This window comes from Formivibrio sp. oc-25 (assembly GCF_055810895.1).
In genome coordinates this window covers 16,587-32,746 of the sequence record NZ_JBVVOL010000015.1, presented here as the reverse complement: position 1 = coordinate 32,746, position 16,160 = coordinate 16,587, and the positions used below count along the sequence as shown (strand labels likewise).

At 55.9% G+C, this 16,160-nt stretch carries 10 protein-coding genes and 2 tRNA genes; all 12 read right to left on the bottom strand.

Annotation, left to right across the window (positions count from 1 at the left end):
- Positions 1-92: 92 nt before the first annotated feature.
- Positions 93-2,303, bottom strand: a complete 2,211-nt coding sequence (locus AC0KVQ_RS11070; protein WP_473421222.1) for a putative bifunctional diguanylate cyclase/phosphodiesterase — start codon at positions 2,301-2,303, stop codon at positions 93-95.
- A 154-nt stretch (positions 2,304-2,457) separates the two neighbouring features.
- Positions 2,458-5,691, bottom strand: a complete 3,234-nt coding sequence (locus AC0KVQ_RS11065; protein ID WP_473421221.1) for a putative bifunctional diguanylate cyclase/phosphodiesterase — start codon at positions 5,689-5,691, stop codon at positions 2,458-2,460.
- A gap of 279 nt (positions 5,692-5,970) precedes the next feature.
- Positions 5,971-7,581, bottom strand: a complete 1,611-nt coding sequence (locus AC0KVQ_RS11060) for a methyl-accepting chemotaxis protein (protein ID WP_473421220.1) — start codon at positions 7,579-7,581, stop codon at positions 5,971-5,973.
- Between the two features lie 455 nt (positions 7,582-8,036).
- A tRNA-Glu gene (locus AC0KVQ_RS11055) sits at positions 8,037-8,112 on the bottom strand.
- Between the two features lie 53 nt (positions 8,113-8,165).
- Positions 8,166-8,241: transfer RNA gene (locus tag AC0KVQ_RS11050), tRNA-Ala, on the bottom strand.
- Positions 8,242-8,321: 80 nt separating this feature from the next.
- Positions 8,322-9,383, bottom strand: a complete 1,062-nt coding sequence (mnmA, locus tag AC0KVQ_RS11045) for a tRNA 2-thiouridine(34) synthase MnmA (RefSeq protein ID WP_473421219.1) — start codon at positions 9,381-9,383, stop codon at positions 8,322-8,324.
- Positions 9,376-9,828, bottom strand: a complete 453-nt coding sequence (locus tag AC0KVQ_RS11040; protein WP_473421218.1) for an NUDIX hydrolase — start codon at positions 9,826-9,828, stop codon at positions 9,376-9,378. The genes mnmA and AC0KVQ_RS11040 overlap by 8 nt, the downstream gene beginning before the upstream one ends.
- 77 nt (positions 9,829-9,905) lie before the next feature.
- Entirely contained in the window at positions 9,906-10,724 is an 819-nt protein-coding gene (locus tag AC0KVQ_RS11035) for a TerC family protein (RefSeq protein ID WP_473421217.1), read from the bottom strand.
- A 36-nt stretch (positions 10,725-10,760) separates the two neighbouring features.
- Positions 10,761-13,487: a M16 family metallopeptidase gene (locus AC0KVQ_RS11030; protein ID WP_473421216.1), complete on the bottom strand. Its 2,727-nt coding sequence runs from the start codon at positions 13,485-13,487 to the stop codon at positions 10,761-10,763.
- 169 nt (positions 13,488-13,656) lie between these two features.
- A complete protein-coding gene (locus tag AC0KVQ_RS11025; protein WP_473421215.1) occupies positions 13,657-14,442 on the bottom strand; it encodes an MOSC domain-containing protein in 786 nt (261 codons plus the stop codon).
- A gap of 52 nt (positions 14,443-14,494) precedes the next feature.
- Positions 14,495-15,532, bottom strand: coding sequence for a galactose-1-epimerase (gene galM / locus AC0KVQ_RS11020; protein WP_473421214.1), 1,038 nt, complete (start codon positions 15,530-15,532; stop codon positions 14,495-14,497).
- 25 nt (positions 15,533-15,557) lie between these two features.
- On the bottom strand, positions 15,558-16,160 hold a 603-nt coding region (araC, locus tag AC0KVQ_RS11015; protein ID WP_473421213.1), incomplete at its 5' end, for an arabinose operon transcriptional regulator AraC.

Sequence of the window (16,160 nt, the reverse complement as noted above, 5' to 3'; positions counted from 1 at the left end):
CCTGACCGGCCGAATCAATATTCACGCAAGATAATCCGGGGTTCGATGCATTTTCCCCCAGAAAGCGCATGCGGATATCGGCCAGACGGCCTTCACTTTTGCAATGAATGCGCCGTCAGCCACTGTATCAGCATCCCTTCAGGCATGGGTTCGGCAAACATGAAGCCCTGTACACGGGTATAACCGATCTGCTCCAGGCAATTGAGCTCTGCCTGCGTTTCCACCCCTTCCGCGATCAACTGCATTTTCATGCTTGATGCCATGTCAAACACCGCCTTGGACAATGACAAGTCACCTTCAGACATCATCACGATAAACGAGCGATCCAGCTTTATCGTATCAAACGGCAGGTCACGCAAGCGAGCGAGGGACGAATAACCGGTACCGAAGTCATCAAGATGCAGACTGACTCCGGCATCGGCCAACTGGCGCATCGTATGCTCTACCTGCTCCGGATAAAGCAGCATGGCACTTTCGGTCATTTCGACGGCCAGCGCGGAAGGAGGCAGGGCATGTACTTCCAGTATTTTCAGCAGCGCAGGGGCAAGTTGCCGGTCTGAAAACTGCAGCGGCGAAATATTCACCTGCAACTTCAGATCAGGATCGCGCTCACGGAACTTCTCCAGCGCCGAAAGCCCTTTCTGCAACAACTTCCCGGACAACTGGTGAATCAAGCCAAGATCCTCAGCCAAGCGAATGAAATCAGCGGGCGGGACAAACCGGCCATCCCATTGCCAGCGCGCGAGCATCTCAACAGCAAAAACCCTGTCGTTGCTGACATCCATGACCGGCTGGAAATAGGGCTCGATCAAGTCTTCCTGGACTGCCCGCCGCAGTGCCTGCTCCTGCCTCATCTGTTCGGATGCAATGCCACTCATATCTTTTTCATAGCGGCAAATGCAGGATTTCCCGTTATTCTTGGCTGCATACATCGCCAGATCGGCGCGTCGCATCAGCTCCTTGCCATCGGCATTGCCGTCCCACTGCGCAATCCCGATCGATCCGGAAATATCCAGCAAGTGGGTTCCATAATGGATCGGCGTGCTCAGTTGTTGCAACAAGCGCTCCGCCATCCTTTCCGCTTGCACTGCATCCGTATTCGGCATCAACACCGCAAACTCATCCCCGCCCATGCGGAACAGCAAATCCTGCTTGCGCATGATCTGGCGCATGCGCTGCGCGACTTCCTGCAAAAGGGCATCGCCTGCCGCATGCCCGAGACTGTCATTCACAAGCTTGAAACCATCCAGATCCATCAGCAGCATGCTCAGACTGGCGCCCGGCTGGCAGGACGTGATCTGCAAGCCGATTTCCTGCTCAAGGCCGCGACGGTTTCCCAGCGTGGTCAGTGCATCGGTTACGCTGAGTGCATGCAGATTTTTCTGTGCTGCCTGAACCTCGTCCATCAAGCCATTGAATGCTCTGGCCAGAGCATCCAGCTCGTTATTGCCTTTGATCGGCCAGTACACCCGCTCGCCTTGCGTTCGTCGCCAAGCGAGGTCGGCAAAGACTTCAATCCGCCTGACCACCAACCGCTCCAATAAACGCTGCAAAACCCACGCAGCAACAAACATCACAAACAGAATGGCCGAAACAAAAACGCCGATCACAAAATAGCGCGGCCCCCAATCAACTTCCTGCTTGATCTGCAACCAAGCATCTGGCACCGACCACGCCTCGACAGGTTTTGCCGCAATCAACTCAGTCTTGTAAAAAGGAGCTGATTCTTTTTCCGTGGGTCGTGCCGCGACGATATGCAACTCACTGTCAGCAAGCTTCTGTAAATAGGTTAAATACTCGCCATCGAGGTAGCGACCAAACACCATGAGGCCATCGCTTCTGTTTTCCTGACTATCAAAGATTCGCGATACTCCCATCAGCACAGGACGACCATCGATAAAGGTCAAGTAGGAATGAGGCGCCGCCGCCTCTCCATCCTCTGTCGTTGCATCCCACTCTGGAAGCTTTGGAAAAGTCGCCTTCAGTGCCTCCGACTGGATTGCAGGCGTGGCCTTTTGATCCGCGATGGCGGGATCGATTTGGGAGGAAAAAATCAACCTGTTTGGAGAGCGAATGATGGCAACAAAATCGAGCCTCATCACGGTCAACGATTGTTGCGTGAAGTTGTCCGTTTCAAATTTGCGTTGCGGCTTGTAGACGTATTGGTACGCATCTGTCCAGACTGCGTAATCACGTACAGCGCGTTTCAGCGATACGTGCTCGCTACCGAGCAGGAGATCAGCCTTGCTCAGCAAGGCATTGACATGCTCGGCATCGGTCTTCTGGTAAAGCCAACCGATCACACCGATACTGCTTCCTGCTACAAACAACCCCAAAATCAAAACAAAAACGCTTAGCCGGGCCACAATCTGTTTGTGCAGGCTTGACGCAGTCACCAACTTGCGAGGCCACATAAAAATCATTTATCTATCCAGTCAGAAACAGATCACGAAAAAATCACGTACCGCTACTTTCGGGATGATAGTGCGCAAAAAGGCTGTCCGGCGGCATCGGCCTTGCGTACAAATAACCTTGCACGACATGGCATCCGAGTGTTTCCAAAAACTCCTGCTGCGCTGCAGTTTCAACTCCCTCTGCGATCAGGTCCATCCTGATCGAATGCGCCATTGCCACCACCGCGGCAATCACCGCCTCGGATTTTATTTCGCCGATCCGGGAAACAAAGAAACGATCAATCTTGAGGACATTGATCGGACACTCGATCAGACGCTGCAAGGAAGAGTGCTCCATACCGAAATCGTCGATCGCGATATGGCATCCATGCTGTCGGAGTTCTCGCAGGTGCTCCACCGCCACATCATATTGGCGAATCAGGGCACTTTCCGTTATCTCGATCTCAAGCCGTTCGGGTGGCAGACCAGAATCGTTCAAGACTTGCAGGACATTACCCGAGAAAAGCGGCTGTGCCAGATCTGCACTTGAGACATTCACTGCTATCCGGCCGAAGTCGAACCCCTGTTCCAGCCATTTCATGCCTTGGCGGCAAACCTCGGTCAATACCCATTGATCGATATCGGGAAGGATGTTGGAAAGTTCAGCCACATCGAGAAAAGCGCCCGGCAACAACAGGTTGCGATGAGGATGCTGCCAGCGCAGCAGTGCTTCAACGCCGACCAGCCTGGATCCTTTGAAGTCATAGCGCGGCTGGTAAAACAGGCGGAACTGCTTATCCGCCAACGCCACCCGCAATTCACGCTCCAGGATCGAACGCTCGCGAATGATGCGGAACATGTCGTCTTCAAAAAAGCGATAGCAGTCCCCGCCCTCTTTTTTCGCCTGATACATGGCAACATCGGCCTGCTGCAGCAAGGTTTCCGCATTGGCATTGCCAGCAGATAGCAACGAAATTCCTATGCTGGTGCCAATTGCCAGATGATTACCTGCCACACTTACAGGCTGCGACAAACGATCGAGGATCGATTGCGCAACCCGCGCTGCATAATGGGGCTCGTCGATATGCGTCACGATGAGTGCAAATTCATCCCCCCCCAGGCGGGCCACCGTATCCACAGACCGAACCGACGCCTGAATTTCCTGGGCAATTGTGCACAACAATTTGTCGCCAACAGTATGCCCAAGCGTATCGTTGATTTTCTTGAACCCATCCAGATCAAAATACAGCACGGCAATCATGCGGTTGTGGTGTTGCGCCTGCTCGATAGCAATGTCGAGGTTTTTCCTGAACAAATCACGATTGGCCAAACCGGTAAGCGGATCATGCTCAGCCGTATGGCGGGCTTGTTGCTCGGCAAGGCGGCGCTCGGAAATTTCCTGTTGCAGAAGTGTATTGGCCTGCAGCAGCTCGTCCGTGCGCTCGCGGACCAGATCCTCCAGATGACTTTTGATCGTCAGCAGTTCCTTTTCTGAGCGCTGACGTTCTTCCACCTCATCCTCTAGCCGCTCCATTTTTTGTGAAATGTCATCGGCCATCCTGTCAAAGGAGGTGGCGAGCTCGCCCATCTCGTCGCGTACGGGCTGATTGAAGCGAAAATCCAGATTGCCATGCCTGAAGCTGGCGATCCCCTTGATGAGTCTCGTAATTTTTCTGGTCAAATAGGAGGCCATCCAGATCGCGATCAAAATGACAGCAACCATCATGATCACGGTTGAAATGGTCAAATCCATGGCAGCCTGCTTCATGCGGCCATGCACGGAACCTATCGCTTCCGCACTCATGGCATCCATCTCACGACTGGATTTTTGAATAAGCTGGTCTATTTTTGCCTTGGTTGCATTGGCGGGAGCATGAAACTCATCAACATTGGCACCAATTGTGACAATTCCGAAACCACGCGGACTCTTGCCGTATTGCCCGGTGTAATAGGGAATGGCGGCGGCAGTAGTCAACTTCCACAATCCGCTCCACAAAATCACGAATGAACCAGATCCCCCTTGGCTGGTAAGGTCGAACCAGCCGGTGCACTGCGGTGCAAAATTGAGATAGCGGCAATCCAGGCCCAGCAGTCCCTGCTTGACCTGTTCTTTCGAAAATTTCTTGTCCAGCCCTTGGTTACTGAATGTCGGGACATCGCGGATGAATTCGCCATAAGGTTTGCCGCTCTGTTGCCATTGCGCATACAGCGTATCTTCCAGCCAGCCCGGCACCGGTTCTCCCGTCTTGGGATCGTAGCCGTAAATCGAATGGTGTCGTGGGTGGGCAATATTGCGTCCCAGATGATCCCAGATAAACGCATAGTTCCCGGCGGCAGCATCCGGAATATCCGAATATCGCTCGAAGGTCGGCACCTGATGGTCGACGAACTCCATCAAATGATCATGATCTAGCGCCATGGTCACATACCCCACAATGCGGCCATCGCGCACATAGGGTGTTGCCCAGCGGATCAGCCCCTTGAACCTTTTTCCCAAAGGATTTTCCTTGCCAGCATAGGCCGAATCCTGAGGCTGATAATCGATACCGGCCTTCTTGGCTGATTCTGGCGTATAGGTACTGATAACACGTGAGCCAACATAAGCACCTATGACATCAGAAACATAAATCTCCCCCGGCTTCAGTGCCATCAGATGCCGAAAATAGTCTTCTGCACGGACATAGGTATTGCGCTTTGATGCAATATTTCTGAGTTCAGAAGAAACCTGATCCGAACTCGTCGCTTTGATCTGCTCCTGACCCTTCAGATCGATAAAACTCACCTCCAGATAAAGCGGGCGACTTTCAACCTGATCGAATTTTTCAGGGGCACGGTAATGCAATTGACGGGCGTTATCGCTTAGCTGGAACCGGACCGGATCATCTTGCTTTTTCTGCGCAACAGGCTGCCAGCTACGTTGGTCAGGTGCCAGCTGCCACTGCCCATGGCGAACCAATTGACCTTGCTGGCTATTGAGAAATTTTCTGTAGGTTCCGGCATCCGGATCCAGCGAAGCGAGCAAGCGCAAATCCGCATCGCGTGCATATAGAAATGACGCGACGCGGTTAGCGGTATCCGTTGTCATGCGCTCGATCTCTTCACGCGCACGAATATCCAAGGCCTGACTGGATTCCGACGTTGCTATCGAACCGATAGTGGCCACGGTTTGGTGCGCCAATGCGGAGAAACGGGCGGCTTGCTGCAAAAAAAGTTGCCCAAGCGCATTGGCCTGATTCCAGGCGATCCAAGCCAGCAAAAGCAGAGGTAACACCTTGATGACAACAAACAGCAGGATCAATCGCGTCCTGATGCTGAATTGTCTGCTTGCCAGCCGCGACTTTGCCCGGCTTATCCATCCCGAAGGCTCAATTCTCATAAGAGCAACTCGAAAGCTTTCTACAAAGACACACCAGAATAGACGAGATATCCAGTATTTCTACGGACATTCTCTACGCTGTTGCGTGTATTGAGAATCCCCTGATCTTTTGGGCAAGCTGCTGCAACCGGGTCAATCGGTTGACAGCAACCTGCATCGTGGCCCAATCCTGCAGGTTGGGCATCAATCACACCACAAGAATCAATGCAGGCGGAATTTCGAGGCAGCCTCGTGCAACTCCTTAGCCAAGGCATCCAGGCCTTGCAACTGGTCATGCGCGGAATGCACGGCTGCATCCGACGCTTCCACCATTTGGGCAATCTTTTCGATATTGACAGCAATGCTGTTACTGGCCTGGCTTTGTTCGTGGGCCGAATTGGCGACTTCGCGGGTTTTCTCCAGACTACGCTCGGAGCTGGCATGAATCTGGCGCAAGGCATCGGCGGCTTGCTCGGCCAACCCCACGCCATGCGAAACCTGCTGCTTGACGTCATCCATACGCTCAGCTGCAAGATCCGTATCCTGCTGCACTGCGTGAATGGTGCGGGTGATATCCTGCGTGGCACCAGCCGTACGTTCAGCCAGCTTGCGCACCTCGTCAGCCACCACGGCGAAACCCCGGCCTTGCTCGCCGGCGCGCGCAGCTTCGATCGCTGCATTGAGCGCCAGCAGATTGGTCTGATCGGCAATTTCCTTGATCACGGCACTCATGCTGTCGATTTCGCGCGAGCGCTCAACCAGGCCGCGTACCAGTTCGGTCGCAGCACTGACATTGTCAGCAATACGGCGGATTTCTTCGGCTGCATTATTGGCCTGAATTTCGCCCGAGGAAGACAGTTCTACCGAAGCCTTGGCATTGGCTTCGGTTTCATGCGCGTTATCGGAAATGTGGTTGATGCTCACTGTCATTTCCTCAACGGCGGCGGCTGTCGAAGAAGTGGCTTCCGCCGTTTCACGAGCACCCTTGCTGACGTTATCCATCTGGTCGGTCAGCTCTTCTGCAGAATTGGCCAATTGCAAAGATGCCACATTGAAGTGCTCAACCATGGTGCGCAAGCCATCCTGCATTGATTTGATCGAGCCCAGCAGGCTGGTGGTACTACCTTCTACCTGGATCGCGCTGGCCAGATTGCCGTGAGCAATTTCAGTAGCAATTTCTGCCGCATACTGCGGCTCGCCACCCAGTTGCGCGAGAATCCGCTTCGACATACTCAATGCCAGCACAGCCACAATGGCCAGCAACACCCCGGCACAGGCAAGCAGAACCATGGCCTGGTTCCAAAATGCCTCTTCAATATCGTTCAGGAAAAATCCGGTTCCAATCACCCAATTCCACGGGTCAAATGCGATGAGACCGTTGAGCTTGGGTGAATCCGTTTTTTCGCCAGGCCGGGGCGTAAGTATATTCACATAGGCCATGCTCGACTTGGCCAAGGCTTCGGTATAGACATCGGACAAGGTACGGCCATCTTTTTGCTTGGCGCCAAGGTCTTTTTGCCCTGCTGGCTTGCTGGGATGCGTGACGATGATGTGATCGCGCGTACGGATAAAGAAATAATCGTTTTCGGTGCGCAGATTGTTGACCGCATTTTTGACGAGGTTCTGCGCCTCTTCGCGACTCAGCGAACCTGCCTTTTCCTGTTCGTGGTAATACTTGGCAACACTGACCGACATATCCAGCAAAGTCTTGATCTGAACCTGTTTTTCCTCGACCAGCTGCTGCTTCAGGGTATACAGGGCAATGCCGGAAATCGTCACCAGGCCGATCAGAGCAGCCACGATGATCATCCAGATTCTGGCTTTGAGTTTCATGGGAGCGCTCCAGTAAGAATTCTGTTTTTCAAAACAGGGCACGCCAGACCGACCGCCGCACCCTGATGGTGCCATCCTCATTATAGGAATAGGTAAACAGACTGCATGACAAATGGAATGTTAAGTCTGACAGACTTAACTATCGAGGAAGTGGCAAGCAAACGCCTTCACGGGCAGCGTGGTGACCCGTGCAAATACTGCCGGAGAATTGAATGGAAGTACTCACCATATTCTCACTACACATGCACCATAATCTGGCAGCACTGTCTGCAAAAAAGACATGAGCGGAAAGCAAGGACACATGACTGTATTGGCTGTCGCTCAGCTCCACAGACTTTCACGTCAAGCCTCACAACCACAAGAGCAGCAGGAAGATCAAGAACGACCATGGTCGGCAGGAAAATTTTCTTGTAGAAACGAAAAAAGCACCTTTCGGTGCATTTTTCATGTGTGACTGGCGTCCCCACGGGGATTCGAACCCCGGTTATCGCCGTGAAAGGGCGGTGTCCTAGGCCTCTAGACGATGGGGACTTCGGCCTTTGAAAATCAATGCCGCATCAGGATGCGGCATTTATTTTTATCTTTGGTGGAGGTAAACGGGATCGAACCGATGACCTCTTGCATGCCATGCAAGCGCTCTCCCAGCTGAGCTATACCCCCGAAGAGGTGCGCATTATGTCGAGGTTCACGCCCCCCGTCAACACCTTTGCGCACTATTTTTCCGAATGCGTTTTGCATGATCAGATAATAATCCCGCCGCCCAGGCATACTTGGCCGTCGTATAGAACCATGGATTGGCCCGGCGTAACCGCCCACTGCGGCTCGTCGAACTTCAGCTCGCAGCGGCCGTTGTCCAGATAGACGATTTCACACGCCGCATCGGCCTGGCGGTACCGGGTCTTGGCGGTATAGCGACCAGCTTGGGGCGCCTCACCCAGCACCCAGCTCAGGTCCTGTGCGATGAGCGTGGGCTTCAGCAACAGTGGATGATCATGCCCTTGCACCACTATCAGCTCGTTCTTGGCCATATCCTTGCCCGCGACGAACCACGGCTCGCCCGGCCCGCCGATGTTGAGGCCCTGGCGCTGGCCAATGGTGTAGTACATCAGCCCCATGTGCTCGCCCACGGCCTTGCCTTCCGGCGTTTTCATCAATCCCGGTACCTTGGGAAGGTAGCGGTTGAGGAACTCACGGAATGGACGCTCGCCGATAAAACAGATACCGGTACTGTCCTTTTTCTTCGCATTGGGCAGACCGATTTTTTCCGCAATGCGGCGCACTTCGGGCTTGTCGATCTTCCCCAGCGGAAACACGGCATGCGATACCTGTTTCTGCGAGAGCCGATAGAGGAAGTAACTCTGGTCCTTGTTGGTATCGTGCCCGCGCAAGAGTTCGGTGCGGCCATCAGCGCGCAGGCGGTTGTCGGCGTAATGACCGGTGGCCATTTTCACGCCACCCAGCTTCATGGCGTAATCCAGGAAGCATTTGAACTTGATTTCGCTGTTGCACAGGATATCGGGGTTGGGCGTACGACCGGCCGAATACTCGGCCAGGAAGTAACTGAAGACGCGATCCTTGTATTCGGCGGCGAAGTTCACCAGTTCGATATCGATGCCGAGCAGGTCCGCCACAGCAATGGCGTCCATGCTGTCTTCCTTGATCGAGCAGTATTCGTCGGTATTGTCGTCTTCCCAGTTCTGCATGAAGACGCCGACCACCTCATAGCCCTGCTCTTTCAGCAGATATGCCGTCACCGACGAATCCACGCCGCCGGAAAGCCCTACTACGATTTTTTCAGCCACGGTCAAAATCCCGGATCAGGTCGAGCGGGTAACGCTTGCCCGCCAGATAGTCGTCGATGCAGCCCAGCAACAGCGGGCTGCGGTGCTGCGAGCGCCGGGCTACGATTTCGTCGTAAGTCAGCCACACCGGGCGCTCTATGCCTTCATCCAGCTGGTAACCGGGCTCTTCACCGATAACCTCGGCGGCAAAGGCAAAGCGCAGGTAGGTCATGTGCGCACGCTCGGGCGGGGTCCAGTAATAGATGCCAACGAGCGCAGTCGGGCGGATATGGTGGCCGGTTTCTTCCAGCCCTTCACGGATGCAGGCGGCCTCGATGCTTTCGTTCTGCTCGACATGGCCGGCAGGCTGGTTGAGTTTGAGCTCGCCGTTGATGCGCTCTTCCACCAGCAGGAACTTGCCGTCGCGCTCGATCAAGGCCGCGACGGTGGTATTGGGTTTCCACATAAGAACAAGACTTTCAGGCAAAAGCGGATTTTACACCGTGCCTGCCGGTGCATGGCATGCGGCAGGCAGGTGGCAAATCAGTCTTTCTGTTCCGCCACATACGGCTCGTGCAGGTGAACCGGCTGAACTGCTTTCTTGCGCATGCGGATGTTGAGCATTTCCACGCCGACAGAAAACGCCATGGCGAAATAGATATAGCCCTTGGGTACGTGGTTGCCAAAGCCTTCCAGCAACAGGGTAACGCCCACCACGATCAGGAACGACAAGGCCAGCATCTTGATGGTGGGATGCGCCGAGACAAAGCGGCCGATATGCGGCGCAAACACCATCATCAGACCAACCGATGCAATCACTGCGGCAATCATGACACCCACTTCGCTGACCATGCCGACTGCGGTAATGATCGAATCGAGCGAGAACACGATGTCGATCACGATGATCTGGGCAATGATGGCACCAAACGTGGCCTTGACTGCACTGGATTCATGCCCTTCTTCACCCTCCATCAACTGATGCACTTCACCCACGCTTTTCCAGATGAGGAACAGGCCACCCGCGATCAGGATCAGATCGCGCCCGGAAAACCCGACCAGTGCTTTCACGCCATCAAGCACAGGGGCGGCACCCAGCCCTACGCCCAGCGAACCATCCTGTGTATAGAGGGAGAAAATCGGCTCAACCAAACCAACGATCCAGGACAGAACCAGCAACAGCGCAATGCGCATGAACATGGCCAGGAATAACCCCAGGCGCCGGGCGAATTCACGCTTCTCGGCCGGCAGCTTGTCGACCAGGATCGAGATGAAAATCACGTTGTCGATACCCAGCACCAATTCCAGGCTGGTCAGGGTAAGAAAGGCGATCCAGGCCGCAGGGCTGGTCAATAATTCCATCATGGTGGTTTCCGATACAAAAGGTTGTTGGGCAAAATTTCAATGGCGAGACGGATTACGTTTCTGCACAAAATCACCGGCATAGATCTGGGTAAACCCGGCCGGATCAATATGTCGCCGCAGTGCAGCGTGGACTTCAGCGCGCGTGAGTGTGCGCATTTTTTCTTCGAGCGCCAAGATGCGTTGCCAATCCTGCCCATAGAAGAGATCAGCGGCCATCATCCACGCCAGATTGGCATCCTGCGCCCGGTTCAATTGCGCCGCCTGCAAGATGGCTTGCTTGGCATTGCTTACCTCATCATCCGTAAAGCCTTCGCGCCAGGCGCGTTGCATTTCCTCGGAGAAGGCAGCCTCCACGCGTTGCCTATATTGCGGCGCATAGATCGCGTAAACGGACAGGCTGCCAAGATTCTCCTGCCGGCTGGCCGACAGTGCTGCCCATACACTATAGGAAATTCCTTCCTGCTGCCGCAGGCGGTTGGCCAGACGCGAGCTGATGAAACCGCCACCCAGAATATGGCTGGCCACCCGCAAGGCCGGGTAATCCGGGTGATCTTCACCTACCGGAATGCGTAGCGCAGCGCGGAATACGGCATTCTGTTTTTCCGGCGTTTCAAGGACTTGCTTCAACGGAGGAACCGTGCGGAAGGGATGATCGAGCCGCTGGTAGGGCTCGCTGTTTTGCCAATCACCAAACAGCTCCGTCACCAACCCGGTCAAGCCTGGCACATCAAAATCACCCACTGCCGCGAACTGGGCATGACTGGCCGCGTAAAAACGCGCGTGAAAACGCTGCAAATCACTGCGCCGAACCCGCTTCAGCCCCTGCAACTGCTCATCGAAGGTCTGGACATAACGGATGTCATCCGCCTGCCAATCGTTGAAGTGGCGCGCCAGTACCATATCGGAAACGCTTTCAGGTTCGATTCGCGCAGCCTCGATAGCGGAACGGCTTTGCTTTTGCAGTTGCTCCAGCTCCGCAGCCGGGAAGGCGGGCTCGCGCAGGATCTCGCGCAACAGGCGCAGTGTTGGCGCCAGACTGTCACGGCGTGCTTCGACATTCACCGTCACCTGCTGACCCAACCCGCCGATACTGATCTGGCTGCCCAGGCTATCCAGTTGGCGCGTGATGGCTGCGCGGCTGGTGCGCTGTGTGCCACGCAGCAACATGGCCGCCGTCGTCTCGGCAATATCGCCCTTGCCCAGCAGGGTTTGTGCCGTGCCAAAATTGAGCATCAATACAGCGCGCACGGTTTCGCCACGGGTTTTCTTGGGCAGCAAAGCCAGTTGCATCCCGTTGGCCAACTGATGCTGTTGCATCCGGGCTGCGATATTGGCCGGCGAGGGATCAAAGGCTTCGCCATTCTGCATGGCCGCATTGCCCCGATAATCCTGCAGCAATGCCTGCACATCCGGCGCTGCCGGTATGGTTACGCTGCGCGCAGCCTCGACAGGCGCAAATTCTCCGAGCGTGCGGTTATCCGGACGGAAATATTGCTGTGCCACGCGATTGACCTCGGCGGCATCAATCCGTGCAAGATGATCGCGTTGCCAGAAATACAGTCGCCAGTCACCCAGGGCAATCGCACCCGACAACGCCATGGCCAGCCGGCCGGTATCGCTTACCGTCTGCTCGTACCCGACCTGCAGTGCACGCTTGGCCACGCTGACTTCCTCATCGGTCACCGGTTGCGCAGCAATATCCTCGATCCGCGCCAGCAGTGCCGTGCGCGCAGCTTCCACATTGGCATCACTGGCCATGCGTACACTGAACACGGCATAGCCGGGATCGAACAATTTGGCGCTCCAGCCGCTGACCGCCGTGCCCAAGCCGGTTTCCACCAGCGACTTGTGCAACCGTCCGTCCGGGGTATCGGCCAGTATCTGCATCAGCAACTCCAGTGTCACGGCGTCGGGATGCGCACCGGCAGGGGTGTGGTAAACCAGTTGCAGCAGGCGGCCTTCGCCTCGCCGCTCCAGCCTCACGCTGCGCGCCCCCTCCTGTGGCGGCTCGACCGTATACAGTGCCGGCAGAGCTCGTTGCGGCTTGGGGATCGCGCCGAAGGTCTGTTCGATCAGCATAAGCGTGCGCGGCAGATCGATCTTGCCGGCCACGGTCAGCACGGCATTGTCCGGCTGGTAGTAAGTGCGATAGAACGCCTGCAAATTGGCAATGCGTACGTTTTCCACATCCGAGCGCGCACCGATGATGCTGCGGCCATAGGCATGCCATTGATAGGCACTGGCCAGCACTTTTTCACGCAGAACCGAGGCCGGGCTGTTCTGTCCGCGCTCCATTTCATTGCGTACCACGGTCATTTCCGAACGCAGATCGGCTTCCGAAACAAAGGAATTGACCATGCGATCGGCTTCCATGCCCAAGGCCCAGGCCAGATTGTCATCGCTTGCAGCAAAGGTTTCGAAATACTGGGTTCTATCGTAGGTCGTCAAGCCGTTGGGGCGCATGCCGCGCCGGGAAAGCTCCAGATTGATATCCGGATAGAGGGCAGATCCCTTGAACAGCAGATGCTCCAGCAGGTGTGCCATGCCGGTTTCGCCATAGCCCTCATGCCGCGATCCCACCAGATAGGTCACGTTGACGGTCATGGTCGGTCGCGACGGATCCGGCGCCAGCAGCACCTTCAGGCCGTTATCCAGCCGGCATTCGCTGACTCCCTCGATTTCGGTGATTTTGATCGGCACTGCCAGTACGCTGGCGGCAAGAAAGAACAGGGACAGCGCCAAACCATAGCGCAAGCGTTTCATCAGTAACACCTTCCAGCACACGATCGGTTCTGCTTCTGTGGCGAAAAAAGGGGAAAAGTTCAGGCTATTGATCCGGCCTTGTAATGTTTCAACTCGTCGCCCCGGCGAAAGCCGGGACCCAGGCAGTCCACCTGCGCAGACACTTCTTGAAAGCCTGAATGGGCCTGAGTTATAGAATTTCGACTTCCATGCCACAGGCAATTTCACCCGCCTGCTCAACCAGCAGATTCTGGCCGAACAGCACACCGGCCGCCGTCTTGCGGAATTTAGCCAGCGTACGCAGCGGTTCCTGATCCGCTGTTTTTTCTCCGCTGTCGGGGTCGACCGTGGTGAACACACAGCGCTCGCACGGTTTTTCGATCCGCAGCACCGTCGAGCCGATGCGGATTCTTTTCCAGCCATCCTCGGCAAACGGTTCGGCACCGGTCACCACCAAGTTCGGGCGGAAGCGGGACATGGAAAGTTCGCGTCCGATGCGGCGGTTGAGTTCATCCAGCGAACCCTGGCCAATCAACAACAGCGGGTAAGCATCGGCAAAACTGAGCGCCTGCTCGGGCTGGCTGCGCATGCGGCGATTCGATTGATCACCGCAGTACAGCAGGCGCACGGGTTTGCCGAGGAACCCCGACAGCCAGGCATCGGCGGTATCGGCACCGCCCCAGGCTGCGAAATCATCCTTCCAGACCGATGCCGCAGCCGGATCGGCAAACTGCGCACACGCCACGGTCAAATCGGCCCGGCCCGGCGCGCTCAAGGTCAGTGCCTCATTGCTGACACTGGCCGTCACCCGAACCAGCACCGGATCGGTACGTCCGGTCACCATGCGGCCGCTGGCATCAGCCACCATCCAGGCGCGATCGGCTGGCAGGCCCTGCGAGGTAACGGTGCTTGCCACCAAGGTTTCGCCATGGGTGGACTTGATCGGATAACGATAAATGTCAGTCAGTACGGGCATGACGATCTCCTGTTGGCAAAGCAAAGTTTACCAGCAGAAGATGGGTCACGAATCAGCTACGGAAATGCAGCAAGGTGGTATGACGATAGACCGAGCCGGGACGCAGCCAGCAATCGGGCTGCGGCCACTCGGGATGATTCGGGCTGTCGGGCAGGCATTCCGGCTCCAGCGCCAGCCCTTGCCAGGCCTCATACACGCCACCATCGCGTGCTGGCGTGCCGGCCAGTGCATTGCCGCTGTAAAACTGCAAGGCCGGTTCAGTGGTATAGAGATCCATGTGCAGGTGTTTGTCGGCCGAACTCAGGCTGGCCGCCGGCACCTGCATGGCACTACACTGCGCATCCAGCAGAAAGGCATGATCGTAGCCTTGCGTGATCTGCTGCTGCGCATCGCGCCCGAAATCCTGTGCGACCTGCTTGGGTTTGGTGAAGTCGAATCCGCTGCCTGTCACCGGCAGCAAATCCCCGGTCGGGATCAGGCTGTCATCAATGGGCGCAAACCGATCGGCATGAATCCGCAGGGTATGCTGGCGAATATCGGAGCGCTGGCCATCCAGATTGAAATAGGCATGATTGGTCAGGCAGACCGGACTTGGCGCATCGACCTGCGCAGTGAATTCCTGGCTGATGCGGCAGTCATCCAGCAGCCGGTAGGTCACTTCGGCACTCAGATTGCCGGGGAAACCCTGATCGCCATGCGGCGAGTTGATCACCAGCGTGACATGGGTTTGCCCCAGATCCAGAATGCGCCAGCGCCGCTTGTCAAAACCTTGCGGGCCGCCATGCAACTGGTGCGGCCCCTGGTTGGCACGCAAGCGCCATACCTCATCCGCGCGGGCAATCTGCGCACGTCCGATCCGATTGGCATAGCGACCGATCGTGGCGTTCAGATAAGCCGTCTGCCGGAAATAATCGGGGATATGCGCACAGCCAAGCAGCACCTCGCGGCGTGACTTGCCGGCAACCGGCACCCGTAGAGACAGCCAGGTTGCGCCCCAATCCATCAGCGACAACTCCACCCCGCAATCATGCACCAGCGTCAGCAACGTGGCAGGGTGACCGTCAGGACAAAGTACCGGGCTGCTATCCATGCAACATCCTTTTGAATTATCTGATCTAGTTTTGACTTCCGAAAAAATCAACCACCGTTTCAGGCATCAGCGCTTCCACGCACTGGCCGGGCTTTTTCTCGCTGCTGCGCCGGAACATGCTGGGGCTGGCGCCGACGCGCTTGCGGAATACGCGCGAAAAATACATCTGGTCATCATAGCCCACCATGCTGGCCACACGTGCTATCGGTGAACAGGTACTTTCCAGCAAATGCTTGGCCAGAATGATGCGCTGGTCCTCGCGCCAACGCAGGATATTCACACCCATCTGCTCGCGGAACAGGTGCGCCAGCCGCGATGGTGACAGGCAGACGTGGCGCGCCACGTCATCCAGATTCACTTCTTCAGCCAGATTGCGCGACAGGAACTGGCACGCCTCTTCGATACGCGGATCGATCGGCCGGCTGTTGTTCTCGGGGGTTTCCTCGAAACAGCGGATCAGCAACCGCTCCAGCAGGTTGATCGCCAGATCTTCGGAAGAGCGGCGGCCTTCCTTGTGTACCTGCTCGATCTGCTGGAACAGGTTGTCGAATTCACTGATCAGGCTTTTGTCTTTCAGGTTGAGCCGGCCCACCTTGTTGATCTGGTTGCGCCATTTCAGCCAGTTGGC

What these genes read in the sequence shown, in the direction of transcription:
- AC0KVQ_RS11035 (WP_473421217.1), bottom strand. Translation starts at nt 10,724, where the DNA reads ATGATGGAATTATTGACCAGCCCTGCGGCCTGGATCGCCTTTCTTACC.
- AC0KVQ_RS11025 (WP_473421215.1), bottom strand. Translation starts at nt 14,442, where the DNA reads ATGCCCGTACTGACTGACATTTATCGTTATCCGATCAAGTCCACCCAT.
- AC0KVQ_RS11040 (WP_473421218.1), bottom strand. Translation starts at nt 9,828, where the DNA reads ATGTGGAAACCCAATACCACCGTCGCGGCCTTGATCGAGCGCGACGGC.
- AC0KVQ_RS11060 (WP_473421220.1), bottom strand. Translation starts at nt 7,581, where the DNA reads ATGAAACTCAAAGCCAGAATCTGGATGATCATCGTGGCTGCTCTGATC.
- AC0KVQ_RS11030 (WP_473421216.1), bottom strand. Translation starts at nt 13,487, where the DNA reads ATGAAACGCTTGCGCTATGGTTTGGCGCTGTCCCTGTTCTTTCTTGCC.
- galM (WP_473421214.1), bottom strand. Translation starts at nt 15,532, where the DNA reads ATGGATAGCAGCCCGGTACTTTGTCCTGACGGTCACCCTGCCACGTTG.